This is a genomic window from Neoakkermansia glycaniphila (genome assembly GCF_900097105.1).
Taxonomy (GTDB): domain Bacteria; phylum Verrucomicrobiota; class Verrucomicrobiia; order Verrucomicrobiales; family Akkermansiaceae; genus Akkermansia; species Akkermansia glycaniphila.
Genome location: NZ_LT629973.1, coordinates 1,171,896 through 1,186,034, shown reverse-complemented (window position 1 = coordinate 1,186,034; position 14,139 = coordinate 1,171,896). Strand labels below are relative to the sequence as shown.

The window sequence follows — 14,139 nt, the reverse complement described above, 5'->3', positions numbered from 1 at the left end:
TTTTTTTTGTTGGCGTGGCTGGAAGGTTTGTATAATAAGGGTTGTTACACTCTTGTGATTTTTCTTGTCCATTTTCTGCTTGTCCAACAGAGTACATTTGATACATTGAAAACGGACACGGCATGATGCCGTGTGATTTACGATTTATGAAACACTAAATGATAATTTTATATGTCTCTGCATATTGAAATGACACCGGAGGCGGAAGCCGAATTGAAACGGACGGTTCAGCGGAACCGTTTGTCGTCGATCTCCATTGCGGTCTTGTGCTGCTTTCTTGGCGGCTTGACCTTGTATTTGACGGTCAAGCTGTTCGAAGAGCAGGAGCCCGCCGCGCTGACGAACTATACGCCTCCGCTGGAAGATCTTCCTCCGACCAAGCAGCCGGTGACGAAGCAGTTGCAGTCCCGCCCGGCGAGCGCGTCCTCGAGCGTGGCGCCCAGTGTGGTGGTGGCCGCTGCAGCGGGGCCCGTGGCAATGGCCGAAGTGGACGTGCCGACGGACAGCATGGATTTCGGCACGGGCATGGAGCTCGGCGTGGGCTTCGGCACGGGCGGTCTCGGCGACGGGATCGGTTCGGGCGGTACGGGCCTTGGTACGGAACAGGCCGGAGGTTCGACGCTGGAAGGTGTGTTTTACGATCTGAAGCAGACGACGTCCGGAGCTCCTACGGGAGTTGGCAATCAGGGAGCGCTTGATATCGTGCGGGATTTCGTGCGTGCCGATTGGAATAAGAGCGTTTTGTCCAAATATTTCCAGGCGCCGACCAAATTGTACACGTCCTGCTTCTACATGCCTCTTTGCCAGGCCGAGGAGGCTCCGCACGCCTACAAGGTGGAGGACAAGGTGCAGGCTACGCGCTGGTGTGCCATCTATCGTGGCAAGGTGAAGGCGCCGAAATCAGGCAGGTTCCGTTTCGTCGGTCTGGGCGACGATGCCATTGCCGTGCGTTTCAATAACAAGCTGGTTCTGGATTACGGATGGCACAGCCTGCTGAACGGCACATGGGGCAACCCCGGCGCCCGTGCGGGGTTGCAGAAGCAACTGGAGGATGCCAAGGAAGAGCCTTTAAAGCTATTTTCATATCCGGGTAATGGCGCATGGAATAACGATCTTGGCGGGTTGGGCGCCGGACTGACATTCTCTGTCAAGGAGGGCCAGACGTATCCGATCGAAGTGCTGATTACGGAAATTCCCGGCGGTGTGTTCGGTTTCGTTCTGCTGATCGAAGATCTGGATAATCCGTCCGCGCTCAAGGATTCGAACGGTACGCCGATTCTTCAATTGTTCCGCACGAATTTTGCCGAGCCGAGTTCCGAAGAACTTTACAAGAATATGAAGTTCCCCAATGGCAGTACGGGGCGGACGAATGTGCCGTACGACAAGGACAGCCTGATCTGGCAGTCCGTGTAGGCGTTGTTGACAGAGAAAGATATGCAGGCTGCGGTGATCCCGCAGCCTTTTTTTGGCTCGGAAGCCGGATGCGGCAGTTTCGAGGAAGGGTCGGATAGGTATTTGGCTGGTATGGAGTTTCGTGTTCTGATTATTGCAATATATTTATTTTTAGAGGATATGTGGTCTTGTTTTCCCTGTTGTGCGTCCTAGGGATTTTCTTCTTGAGAACTACAATTCATTTGGTAAATTTATGCGCGCCTGCAATTTTAATTGTATTTCGGGCGAATGAGCGGAAAATGCCAAGGAATCAGTTTATATGTCACTCCATGTTGAAATGACGCCGGAGGCGGAAGCCGAATTGAAACGGACGGTTCAAAGGAATCGCCTGTCATCGATTGCAATCGCGGTTTTGTGCTGTTTCCTTGGGGGGCTGACGCTGTATCTGACGGTCAAGCTGTTTGAAGAGCAGGAGCCAGCTGCGCTGACGACCTATACGCCTCCTCTTGAAGATCTTCCTCCGACCAAGCAGCCGGTGACGAAGCAGTTGCAGTCCCGCCCGGCGAGCGCGTCCTCAAGCGTGGCTCCGAGTGTAGTGGTGGCCGCTGCGGCGGGCCCTGTGGCGATGGCCGAAGTGGACGTGCCGACGGACAGCATGGATTTCGGCACAGGCATGGAGCTCGGCGTGGGCTTCGGTACGGGCGGTCTCGGCGACGGGATCGGTTCGGGCGGTACGGGCCTCGGTACGGAACAGGCCGGAGGTTCGACGCTGGAAGGGACGTTTTACGATCTGAAGCAGACGACGTCAGGTGCGCCGACGGGGATGACGCCCGCTTTGTGTAAAAAGATACTTGGTGATTTCAATGCCAGCGGCTGGAGCAAGAGCGTGCTTTCCAAGTACTATCAGGCACCGACGAAACTTTATTCCTCCTGCTTCTATTTGCCGATCTGCAAGGCCGACGAAGCTCCCTATGCCTACAAGGTGGAAGACAAGGTGAAGCCCAGCATGTGGGCAGCGATCTATCGCGGCAAGGTGAAGGCTCCGAAGACCGGGAAGTTCCGTTTTGTAGGACTGGGCGACGATTTGCTGGCTGTGCGCTTCGGCAACAAGACGGTGTTCGACTTTGGTTATTCAAGTCTGGTCTCCGGTAAGAAGCTGAGCCTGATTGCTGCGAACCGCGCTGAACTGAAGGATGACAAGGGGCAAAAGCGCCAGTTCTACAAGTACAGTACCGCCGGATCTGCCTGGAATGATGAGTTGGACGGGCTTTGCACGGGCGACGTGTTCGAGGTGAAGGAGGGGCAGACGTACCCAATCGAATTGCTGATTTCGGAATTGCCGGGCGGCTATTTCGGCTTCGTTCTCCTGATCGAGGATATGGATTCTCCGCCTACGAAGAAGGATGGCATGGGCTCGCCGATTTTCCAGCTGTTCCGTACGAATTTCGCCGAACCGAATACGGAGGAATTGTACAAAAACATGAAGGTGCCCGGCGAGCGTCGCTCGAATGTGCCGTACGATAAGGATAGCTTGATCTGGCAGTCCGTTTAGGCATGGTTGCCCACGAATGATGTTCCGGCTGCGAGCAGTCCGGCAGCCTTTTTTGTCGCGCTGAAAGCTTGGTGTGGCCATTTCGAGGTAGGGAGTATTGAGGGATGACATGCCCGAAGTGCTGCTTTTTGATGTTTGTAAGATGTTCATTTTTAATGAAAAAATTACTGCTGTTACATTCTTGTGATTCTTGTTCATGATTTTCTGCTTGTACCTTGCAATGCATTTGGTACATTGATGCCCGTCTGTGGCGGGAGGCGTGTCGCAGAAGCATTATCAAGTTCAAGCATTAAGGAATTAATCACATGTCACTCCATATTGAAATGACGCCGGAGGCGGAAGCCGAATTGAAGCGTACTGTCCAGCGGAACCGTTTATCATCCATAGCCATTGCCGTTTTGTGCTGTTTTTTGGGAGGTTTGACCTTGTATTTGACGGTCAAGCTGTTCGAAGAGCAGGAGCCTGCGGCTCTGACGACCTATACGCCTCCTCTTGAAGATCTTCCTCCGACCAAGCAGCCGGTGACGAAGCAACTGCAGTCTCGCCCGGCGAGCGCGTCCTCAAGTGTGGCTCCGAGTGTGGTGGTGGCCGCTGCGGCGGGCCCTGTGGCGATGGCTGAAGTGGATGTGCCGACGGACAGCATGGATTTCGGTACGGGCATGGAGCTCGGCGTGGGCTTCGGTACGGGCGGTCTTGGCGACGGGATCGGTTCGGGCGGTACGGGCCTCGGTACGGAACAGGCTGGAGGTTCGACGCTGGAAGGGACGTTTTACGATCTGAAGCAGACGACGTCCGGTGCGCCGACCGGGATGAACCCCGAGATGTGTAAAAAAGTTCTCAGCGAATTCAATTCCAGCGGCTGGAGCAAGAGCGTGCTTTCCAAGTACTATCAGGCACCGACGAAGCTTTATTCCGCCTGTTTCTACATGCCGATCTGCAAGGCCGACGAAGCTCCCTATGCCTACAAGGTGGAAGACAAGGTGAAGCCCAGCATGTGGGTAGCCGTCTACCGCGGCAAGGTGAAGGCCCCGAAGACCGGGAAGTTCCGTTTCGTAGGGCTGGGTGACGACTCTCTGGCTGTGCGCTTCGGCAATAAGACGGTGTTCGACTATGGCTGGTCGAGCGTATCGTCCGGCAAGATGCTGGGCGGCAATGCGGCGAACCGTGCCGAATTGAAGGATACCAAGGGGCAGGGCCGCCAGTTCTACAAGTACAGCACGGCCGGAGCCGACTGGAACAATAACCTGGACGGGCTTTGCACGGGCGACGTGTTCGAGGTGAAGGAGGGGCAGACCTATCCGATCGAACTTCTGGTTTCGGAAGTGCCCGGCGGTTATTTCGGCTTCGTTCTCCTGATCGAGGATATGGATTCTCCGCCTACGAAGAAGGATGGCATGGGCTCGCCGATTTTCCAGCTGTTCCGTACGAACTTCGCCGAACCGAATACGGACGAATTGTACAAGAACATGAAGGTGCCCGGCGATCGCCGTTCGGATGTGCCGTACGATAAGGATAGCCTGATCTGGCAGTCCGTGTAAGGTTGGCAAAAGGACAATGATATTCAGGCTGCGGCAATCCCCGCAGCCTTTTTATTGTCGCGGCGGGGCGCCGGATAGGTTGTGGGGGCAGAGAGCACTCCGGAGCATGACCGGGTTGGAGTATCGTGTAATGCTGTGGTTAATATGTTCATTTTCAAGATAAATGTGATTTTTGTGACGCTTTTGTGATTGTTCTCTGAGATTTTCTGCTTGTCCAACAGTGTACATTTGGTACATTGAAATACGGGCACGGTGTGGAGGTACATGCCGTAAAATTATCACATATCAAGAAACGATTCCATATGTCACTCCATATTGAAATGACTCCGGAGGCGGAAGCCGAACTGAAACGTACCGTTCAGCGGAACCGTTTATCGTCGATCGCCATTGCCGTTTTGTGCTGTTTTTTGGGAGGCTTGACCTTGTATTTGACGGTCAAGCTGTTCGAAGAACAGGAGCCCGCCGCGCTGACGAACTATACGCCTCCGCTGGAAGATCTTCCTCCGACCAAGCAGCCGGTGACGAAGCAGTTGCAGTCCCGCCCGGCGAGCGCGTCCTCAAGCGTGGCGCCCAGCGTGGTGGTGGCTGCTGCAGCGGGCCCCGTCGCGATGGCCGAGGTGGATGTGCCGACGGATAGCATGGATTTCGGCACGGGCATGGAGCTCGGCGTGGGTTTCGGCACGGGCGGTCTTGGCGACGGGATCGGCTCCGGTGGCACGGGCCTTGGTACGGAACAGGCCGGAGGTTCGACGATTGAAGGTACGTTTTACGACCTGAAGCAGACGTCGTCCGGCGCCCCGACGGGGATGACGCCCGGCAATTGTAAAAAGATTCTTCAGGAGTTCATCACGACCGGCTGGAGCAAGAGCATGCTTTCCAAATATTATGTGGCTCCGACCAAGCTCTATGTGTCCTGCTTTTATATGCCGGTGAGCAAGGCTTCGGAAGCTCCCTACGCCTACAAGGTGGAGGATAAGGTGAAGCCCAGCATGTGGGCTGCCATTTATCGCGGCAAAGTGGTTGCTCCGAAGACCGGGAAATTTCGCTTCGTCGGTTACGGTGACGATGCCCTCGTCGTGCGCTTCAACGGCAAGAATGTATTCGACTACGGTTGGGAACATCTCACTTCCGGTAAGATGATGGGCGGTCAGCCTGGAAATCGCGCTGAGTTGAAGGATGATAAGGGAGAGCCGAGAAAGTTCTACAAGTACACGAAAGCAGGGCACGACTGGAACGAGAGTGCGGGCGGTATGTGTTCGGGTGATGTTTTCTCCGTGCAGCAGGGTAAGAGCTATCCGATGGAAGTCTTGATTTCGGAAATTCCGGGCGGCAAATTCGGCTTCGTTCTCCTGATTGAAGATGTCGATACGCCTTCGACGCTGAAGGATGGAACGGGCTCCCCGATCTTCCAGTTGTTCCGTACGAATTTTGCAGAGCCGAATGTAGATGAGCTTTACAAGAATATGAAAGAGCCGTTGCCCGGCGAACGCTCTGAAGTGCCCTATGACAAGGACAGTCTGATCTGGGCCGGGGAAGCAGCGTAAGAATCGAAAGACAATTTCCTGTATGATGAGGTAAAGCCGCGGCTCTGCTGCGGCTTTACTGGATAAAGGGGGCAGTCCGGTGGTTTTCTGCTGGACTTCCCGCAGCGAATGACTAATATAAACAAAACACTGAAAATACTTACATACCATGGCCATGCACGTTGAGTCTCCTCCAAGTGTCGAGGAGGAGTTGAAATTGCTAAAAAAGCGTAATACAATATCCGCCGTATCTGTCTCTGCCGGTTCATGCCTCCTGCTGGCATTACTGCTTTGGATGGTTAAGATCCTGGTGGAAGCGCCGCAACAAGCAGAATTCGAAGGTTACGTTCCTCCCCCCGATCCTCCGTCCGAATTGCAGCGTCCTTCGATGAATCCGGCGCCCCGCCCTTCGGGAGGCAATCCGGATGTGATGACGAATGTGATCGTTTCCGTGGATACCGGTCCCATGGTGATGCCGGATATCGAAATTCCGCCGATCGAAGATACGGGCATGGGCATGAGCGAGACTGCCGGTACGGGGTTGGGAGACGGTGAAGGGGACGGCGTCGGTTCCGGAATCGGGATGGGTGGCACCGGTGGCGGAGGTTCGTCCTTCTGCGGTTCGTTTTATGACCTGAAGCAGACGAAGTCGGCGGCTCCTTCTCCTTATAAGGAGCATACCCAGGCCAATTGTGAAGGCGTGTTGAAGGAGATCAGCCATTTCTACAATTCCGGCTGGCCCAAAGGGTATTTCGACAAATATTTCAAGTCGCCTACCAATCTGTATGTGGCTTGCTTCTACATGCTTCACAGTCTGGACAAGGAAGCTCCGTATGCATACAAGGTGCAGGACAAGGTGGAGCAGTCGCGCTGGTTGGCCGTTTACTCCGGCCGCGTGAAGGCTCCGAAGTCCGGCAAATTCCGCTTTGTGGGTATTGGCGACTCCGTGCTGGCCGTGCGTTTCAACGGGAAGAATGTGCTAGCCTGCGGTTTCCATACGCTGGAAGACAATGTGTGGAACGGCAACAATCGTCCGACCTACCGGCAGGGCAAGGATTTCTATGCCTATGAAGGCTGCGACGCATGGAACAACCTGTTCGGCGGTTTCCAGGCCGGAACGCCTTTTACGGTAGAGAAGGATCAGTGGTATGAAATGGATGTGCTCGTCTCCGAAATCGGGGGGGGGGCATTCGGCTTCTGCCTGCTCATCGACGATATGGATGATACCGCAAAACCTCGGGATCGCCGTGGATCGCCGATTTTCGAACTTTTCCGTACAAGTACGGTGGAGCCTACCTCGGAAGAGGCCTATGCGCAGATTTCGTTTCCGGATGACAATATGCGGGTGGATCCTCCCTATAACAAGGATAGCCTTGTGTGGGTAGCGAAACCGTCCCGCGGCAGTTCTATTCTGAACAAGAGGCAGCCCAAGGATAAGTAAGGGCGGGCCGAGGTGCCTGTTTTGTGAAAGCCGGACGCGAGGGGCGTTCGGCTTTTCTGTTTGCGAGGCAGGCCGCTGGCAGGTGATGACGGTTCTGCGGGCAGGGTGATGATAAAAAACGGACGGGAAAGCCCCGTCCGTGGAATAAATGGTTTGCCGGAAATGACTTAGACCCAGCGCGCTCCCTTCTGGATGCTCATGACGAAGTGTTCGCGTTTGACGCGGATTTGGAGATCCGCCAGAGCATTCATGTAGTAGATGTAGCCTTCGTAAGGCGAGGGGTACGGCGTGAAGCAGTTTTCCTTCTGCATGTACTGGAAGTGGTCGGCGCTTTGCAGCTTCCGCCAGACGTGTATGAGGTCGGGATCCATCGAGTCCTTCACGGAACCTTCGAGGTTGTATATTTTGCGGATGGCTTCCTTTTGCATGTCGTTGCTGGTCCACAGCTCCATGTCGCCAGTGGCGGAGCAGGAGATGTTCTGGGGGCAATCGGCAATCGCTTTGGGTTCCAATTCGGCGACGGCCTGTCCGGGGGTGACGAAGGTGTTGCCCTGTTCAATGGCTGCGAGGATGAGGGTGCGCCAGAATTCGAAAACGCCCGTGGCATCGCTTTGCCGCTCGCCGAGGGTTTCGTAGTCCATGGCGATGTTGACGGCTTGCCCGTGTTGCTGCGTGAGCCAGTCGGCAAACGTGTAGGGAGACAGGGGGTATTCGCTCCACGCGGGATTGGTGCGGTTGTTGGCCAGGTCGTTGGAAAGTTCGCGGTTGCGGAAGAGCGTCGTGGTTTTCGAAACGGCGGGAGCGCGGTGCAAATCGTTCGTGTAGAGGTTGGGAATGGCTCCGGTGTTGCCATCCGCCATGATGCCGCTCAGCCCCATTTCTTCCGCCTGCGCTGCAATGGCGTTGGAATACAGCATGCCCGTGTTCCAGAGGACGGTGGGAGTTTGCCCGAACAGGCGATGGATGAGCTGCGTATGCTCGGCCACCTGGTCGGCGAATTCGTTCGGCGAATAGATGGATGCCAGCGAGGAGTAGTAAGGCATGGCGAGGAATTCGACATGGCCTGTATCCGCCAGTTCCCTGAACGATGTGATGAGGTCAGGGCGATGGTATTCCGCCTGCTCGAGGATGACGCCGGAAATGGCGAGAGCCATGCGGAACTGGCCGTCCGACAGTTCGATCAACCTCTTCATGAGGCGGTTGGCAGGCAGGTAGGAACGCTCGGAGACGGCGTTGAGGACGCGGGCGTTCATGTCGTCATCTTCGTAGAAAGCGTGTTCGCCGATCTTGAAGAAGTCGTACGGAATGAGCCTGTTGGGCTGATGGGCGTGGAATGTCAGGGTGATCTTCGGCATGGTCTGTGGGTGGAGGTAGGGAGGTTAACGCCTGAGTACGTGATTGTACACTCGGATGACTTTGTCTGCGGCCGTGTCCCATGTGGAAGCCTTGATGTCTTCCGTACTCTGTGCGACGACGTGCTGGTAGAGTTCTTCATCCGTAATGAGGTTGACGATGTGTTCGGCCATTTTGTTCACATCCCAGAAGTCGGCCTTGAGCGCGCCCTTCATGACTTCGGCCACGCCGGACTGCTTGGAGATGACGGCCGGGATGTGGAACTGGGCCGCTTCCAGAGCGGAGAGGCCGAACGGCTCGGAGACGGACGGCATGCAATACACATCGGTGATGCTGAGCAGTTCGTTGACTTTCTGCTTGTTCAGGAATCCGGTGAAGTGGAATTTGTCGCCCACGCCGTGGAAGGCTCCGGTTTCGATGAGCTGGCGGAGCTTTTCGCCCGTGCCGGCCATGACGAAACGCACATTGTCCGTCTTTTCGAGAACTTTGGCAGCGATTTGCAGGAAGAATTCCGGCCCCTTCTGCGCCGTGAGGCGGCCGAGGAAGAGGACGAGCTTTTCGGGAAATTTTTTCTTGCCCCGGAAGACTTCGACGGGATCTGCACCGTTGTGTACGGGGAAGATTTTGGCCGGGTCGATGGCGTAATGCCCGCTGACGACCGTGCCCGTGTATTTGCTGACGGGGATGACGGCGTCCGCCTGTTCCATGCCGTATTTCTCGATATCGTAAATCCAGCCGCGCGCATCGGCTCCGGCACGGTCGAACTGCGAAGCATGCAGATGCACGACGAGCGGTTTGCCGGTGGCTTTTTTGACTTCGACTCCGGCAAGGTAGGTCATCCAGTCGTGAGCGTGGATCACATCGAAATCCTGCTTGAGCGCCAGCTTGGCGGCAATCTTGGAGAATTCGATGACTTTGCGGGCGAGATCGCCCGCGTAGAGGTCTTCCTTGGAGGTGAAGAGGCTTAGATCCTCCCGGTGAATGCGGGAGAAGATGAGTTTGCCCTCGTGGGTGAATCTGACCACATCGGTTCCGCCTTCTTCGCTGACGTAGGGATCGAGGCTCATCGGGGCGCGCTCGACCATGGCAAAGCTTTCGTAACGGTAGCCGTCTTCGCAGGACTCGACCTCTTCAAATTGAAGATTGTTCAAGCCAAGGAGATCGAAGCCATCATACCTTGCCGAAGGATCCGCTTTGGGCACAATGACATGCAGATCCACCTTCTTGGCCAGGGCTTTGGAAAGCCCCATGCAGGCAACGCCGAGACCACCGTTGATCAGCGGCGGGAATTCCCAGCCCAATTCAAGTACTTTGATTCTGTTCATGTCGATAGAGGGATGTAAAAGAGTGAATAATATAAAATACGCTTTTGTTTCGCCTTCCATTGAAAACCACCCGGCCCGGAATGTCGAGATGAAAGTGGTTCTTGTTTGAAAAAATATCGTAAGAAAACAAAAGAGTTACGCGTATCAATGCGTAACCCTCTGTCATAATTTCCTCTTGAGGGAGGAAACCGCTGTCGTTTTCTTGAGGAAAACCTGAAGACGGATGCAGGATTAATCCTGCTGCTGCTGTTGTTGGCCTAGCGCCTCGCGAATATCTTGAAGCGCTGCGATGAAATCGTCGAGGATTTCGGCTGGCACCATGATGCGGTCGCGATTGGAGCTTACCTTTTCTGTAATGCGAACCACATGGCCGCGTGCATTCTTTTTGAGATCCAGGAAAAAAGTCTTGCGATCCGTGATGAGTTTTTCCGTGCAAATTACGTCGTCGTCCACTGTATGTATATACCTCCGGTAAAGTTTAATTGTTGAACTTGACTACGATAGCATTCCTGCAAATATAGTCAATCCTTATTTTTATGCCGGGTCCAGATATCCATGATGAATGTGGTAGCGTTCGGATGGGCGCTCGTCGTATCCTTGGTAATTTTCGTGTCGACTTTCCAGAAGACGAAATCCGACAGCGCCGCTTGCTGAAAGCCGGGTGTGTCGATGAAGTCTCAAGAGGCGCGTGAAAGCTGTGGGGATGTCGTGGCATGCCACGGCTTGTGGCGCAGAAGCATATTGACCTTGGATCGCAGAAATGCTATATGGGAATCCTATGTATGAACGTCTGCTGATTTTGCCCGTGTTTGGTGCGATGATCGCTTGTGTCTCCTGTGCGGCGTCGCCTGGTGCAGTGAAACCGGCGGTGTCGACCCAGAGAAGGATTGTGCATGTGAAGGATGCTGCGCGTGATGCGCGCTTGCATGCATCGCTGCAGGAGGAAGGGCTGAGTATTTCCTTTCGTGAAGAGGGCAAGCTGGTAAGTAAACCGCTCGCGGTCGGCGACAAAGAGCAGGTGCGAATGCTGATGAAGAAGGCTTCTCCTTTTACGTACGAGCCTATGGGCATCTCGCCGCATCCCAAGCCTTTCGATTTTGTGCTCGTCTGCGGGCAGAATGAACAGCTCGGCGGTTTTGTGCATGATGACCGCGTCTCTTTCTGGATGGTGGATGTGCCTGATGCGGATGCCATGGCGCTGAAGCCTGTGTTGGCCCCGTATTTGGGGTAAGGTATCGATTTCGGCAATACTCCTTCCTGAAAGGCGGAAGAGCTGCCTAACCCATGAGAAAAGGATGAAAAGTGAAACAGTCGCTTGATACGGTCCGCTATCTTGATCGTGCCTGGGGCTGTCTCGTGCGCGCGTAATCGCGACAAAGAAACAAGTGCATCTGTATCGGAGGAACAGAATGCCGAGCGAGAAACCTGCGGATGCAGGAAGGATCGGCAATGTTGCCAATAAGCGCGCCTGGTGATAAGCGTATTCAGAGAACATGGAAAGCCTGGATACCTAAAGAGAGGTTTCTCATGCTGAATTCGGCGAGATATAGTTCTGATATCGCAATAAAGACTCCGAAAAAGGGGGTAAAGAGGCAGGTGCTTGTGAATCCCCTCCCATGTTTCGTCAAAGAAATCATAAAAAGTAAAAAACGTATAAATTGTTCAAGGCTAGCAGTTATGGTGGTATATTGAGGGTGGTTTGAAGGGGATGAGGAGAAAAAAAGAGTGAAAAAACCTTGACGTGAGAGAAAAAAAGAGTAAACTCTCCTCACCCCACTACGGGGCGCCGCGAAAGACGCGACACGGAACGAACCGGAAGCCGGCAAGGCAAGGGCGAGTGAGAGTGAAGCGAGGGCCGCGGGCAAACTCTTCAGGAGAAGAGGCGAACACTTTACAGGAAAGACTTTCGAAGTGCTGAAGCCGGGAGACCGGCAGCGAGGAGACGAAACCTTGCGGAGAGCACTTGAGAGGAGGAAAAAGAGAGAGGAAAAAGTCGTGACGCACGCCGTGCTGAACTAGGCGAAGACCCGTTCCGAAAGGGATGGAGAGCAGGGGACGCATGGCATCCGCAGAATCGAAAGATTCGAGCGGAAACCAGCAATTTCTAAAAAATATAATATGGAGAGTTTGATTCTGGCTCAGAACGAACGCTGGCGGCGTGGATAAGACATGCAAGTCGAACGGAGAAGCAATAGCTTGCTAATGCTTCTTAGTGGCGCACGGGTGAGTAACACGTGAGCAACCTGCCTTCGAGACGGGAATAGCCCTGGGAAACCGGGATTAATGCCCGATAGACTCGCAAGAGTAAACGCAGCAATGCGCTTGAAGAGGGGCTCGCGGCCTATTAGTTAGTTGGTGAGGTAACGGCTCACCAAGGCGATGACGGGTAGCCGGTCTGAGAGGATGTCCGGCCACACTGGAACTGAGACACGGTCCAGACACCTACGGGTGGCAGCAGTCGAGAATCATTCACAATGGGGGAAACCCTGATGGTGCGACGCCGCGTGGGGGAAGAAGGTCTTCGGATTGTAAACCCCTGTCATGTGGGAGCAAGGCGCAAGCTTGATAGTACCACAAGAGGAAGAGACGGCTAACTCTGTGCCAGCAGCCGCGGTAATACAGAGGTCTCAAGCGTTGTTCGGAATCACTGGGCGTAAAGGGTACGTAGGCTGCATCATAAGTCGGGCGTGAAAGGCAGGGGCTCAACCCCTGGAGTGCGCTTGATACTGTGATGCTAGAGTCATGGAGGGGGAACCGGAACTCTCGGTGTAGCAGTGAAATGCGTAGATATCGAGAAGAACACTCGTGGCGAAGGCGGGTTCCTGGACATGTACTGACGCTGAGGTACGAAGGCTAGGGGAGCGAAAGGGATTAGATACCCCTGTAGTCCTAGCAGTAAACGGTGCACGCTTGGTGTGTGGGGAATCGACCCCCCACGTGCCGGAGCAAACGCGTTAAGCGTGCCGCCTGGGGAGTACGGTCGCAAGATTAAAACTCAAAGAAATTGACGGGGACCCGCACAAGCGGTGGAGTATGTGGCTTAATTCGATGCAACGCGAAGAACCTTACCTGGGCTTGACATGTGATGAACAACATGTGAAAGCATGTGACACCTCGGTGGCGTCACACAGGTGCTGCATGGCCGTCGTCAGCTCGTGTCGTGAGATGTTTGGTTAAGTCCAGCAACGAGCGCAACCCCTGTTGCCAGTTACCAGCACGTTATGGTGGGGACTCTGGCGAGACTGCCCAGATCAACTGGGAGGAAGGTGGGGACGACGTCAGGTCAGTATGGCCCTTATGCCCAGGGCTGCACACGTACTACAATGCCCAGTACAGAGGGTACCGAACCCGCGAGGGGGAGGCAATCCATGAAAACTGGGCCCAGTTCGGATTGTAGGCTGCAACTCGCCTACATGAAGATGGAATCGCTAGTAATGGCGCATCAGCTACGGCGCCGTGAATACGTTCCCGGGTCTTGTACACACCGCCCGTCACATCATGGAAGCCGGTCGCACCCGAAGTATCTGAAGCCAACCGCAAGGAGGCAGGGTCCTAAGGTGAGACTGGTAACTGGGATGAAGTCGTAACAAGGTAGCCGTAGGGGAACCTGCGGCTGGATCACCTCCTTTCTATGGAGAAAAGAGATGAAAATCTCTTAGGTCGACTCAGCCTCGGCTGAGACGGAAGTGTTGCGATACTTCCGAAACGATAAAAAGATGTGTAAACTCCTGCAACACAAGCGCAGAGAACAGACGGCGCGCGTCACGGCTTTTTCCGACAAACACTCTCTTGACCGAACCCAAAACCAAAGGGGGTATAGCTCAGTTGGTAGAGCGCCAGCTTTGCAAGCTGGATGTCCGGGGTTCGAGTCCCCGTGCCTCCACCAAAACAAGGTGGAAGAGACCTCTCGAAAAAAACGGAAGCAAAAAAGGGCCTGTAGCTCAGTTGGTTAGAGCACACGCTTGATAAGCGTGGGGTCACAGGTTCAAGTCCTGTTAGGCCCACCAACGCCTAA

Annotated in this window: 9 protein-coding genes, 2 tRNA genes and 1 rRNA gene; 9 read left to right on the top strand and 3 right to left on the bottom strand. The window is 54.5% G+C overall.

Annotated features, from left to right (window positions below; translation table 11 throughout):
- Positions 1–171 precede the first annotated feature (171 nt).
- From PYTT_RS04970 to PYTT_RS04950, 5 genes are all read left to right on the top strand, one after another.
- Positions 172–1,413, top strand: a complete 1,242-nt coding sequence (locus PYTT_RS04970; RefSeq protein WP_067773285.1) for a PA14 domain-containing protein — start codon at positions 172–174, stop codon at positions 1,411–1,413.
- A gap of 298 nt (positions 1,414–1,711) precedes the next feature.
- Entirely contained in the window at positions 1,712–2,944 is a 1,233-nt protein-coding gene (locus PYTT_RS04965; protein ID WP_141675724.1) for a PA14 domain-containing protein, read from the top strand.
- A 305-nt stretch (positions 2,945–3,249) separates the two neighbouring features.
- On the top strand, positions 3,250–4,482 hold the full coding sequence (locus PYTT_RS04960; RefSeq protein WP_141675723.1) for a hypothetical protein: 1,233 nt from the start codon (positions 3,250–3,252) through the stop codon (positions 4,480–4,482).
- A gap of 302 nt (positions 4,483–4,784) precedes the next feature.
- Positions 4,785–6,026, top strand: coding sequence for a hypothetical protein (locus tag PYTT_RS04955; RefSeq protein ID WP_067773278.1), 1,242 nt, complete (start codon positions 4,785–4,787; stop codon positions 6,024–6,026).
- 274 nt (positions 6,027–6,300) lie between these two features.
- Positions 6,301–7,446 carry a hypothetical protein gene (locus PYTT_RS04950; protein WP_067773275.1) on the top strand — a complete coding sequence of 382 codons (1,146 nt, stop codon included), beginning with the start codon at positions 6,301–6,303 and terminating at the stop codon, positions 7,444–7,446.
- Between the two features lie 167 nt (positions 7,447–7,613).
- Here PYTT_RS04950 and PYTT_RS04945 read toward each other — a convergent pair whose 3' ends face one another.
- The 3 genes from PYTT_RS04945 to PYTT_RS04935 all read right to left on the bottom strand — a co-directional run bounded on the left by PYTT_RS04945 (position 7,614) and on the right by PYTT_RS04935 (position 10,577).
- Complete coding sequence (locus PYTT_RS04945) at positions 7,614–8,801, bottom strand: glycoside hydrolase family 57 protein (protein ID WP_067773272.1); 1,188 nt, start codon at positions 8,799–8,801, stop codon at positions 7,614–7,616.
- A gap of 24 nt (positions 8,802–8,825) precedes the next feature.
- Positions 8,826–10,124, bottom strand: a complete 1,299-nt coding sequence (locus tag PYTT_RS04940; RefSeq protein WP_067773268.1) for a glycosyltransferase family 4 protein — start codon at positions 10,122–10,124, stop codon at positions 8,826–8,828.
- A gap of 231 nt (positions 10,125–10,355) precedes the next feature.
- Positions 10,356–10,577, bottom strand: coding sequence for an RNA-binding protein (locus tag PYTT_RS04935; RefSeq protein WP_067773267.1), 222 nt, complete (start codon positions 10,575–10,577; stop codon positions 10,356–10,358).
- Between the two features lie 325 nt (positions 10,578–10,902).
- Between PYTT_RS04935 and PYTT_RS04930 the strand changes: the two genes are divergently transcribed.
- The 4 genes from PYTT_RS04930 (at position 10,903) to PYTT_RS04915 (ending at position 14,131) form a co-directional block, all read left to right on the top strand.
- On the top strand, positions 10,903–11,355 hold the full coding sequence (locus tag PYTT_RS04930; RefSeq protein ID WP_067773265.1) for a hypothetical protein: 453 nt from the start codon (positions 10,903–10,905) through the stop codon (positions 11,353–11,355).
- Between the two features lie 884 nt (positions 11,356–12,239).
- A 16S ribosomal RNA gene (locus PYTT_RS04925) occupies positions 12,240–13,753 on the top strand.
- 181 nt (positions 13,754–13,934) lie between these two features.
- Positions 13,935–14,010: transfer RNA gene (locus tag PYTT_RS04920), tRNA-Ala, on the top strand.
- A 44-nt stretch (positions 14,011–14,054) separates the two neighbouring features.
- Positions 14,055–14,131 (top strand) — tRNA-Ile (locus tag PYTT_RS04915).
- The last annotated feature ends 8 nt before the right edge of the window (positions 14,132–14,139 follow it).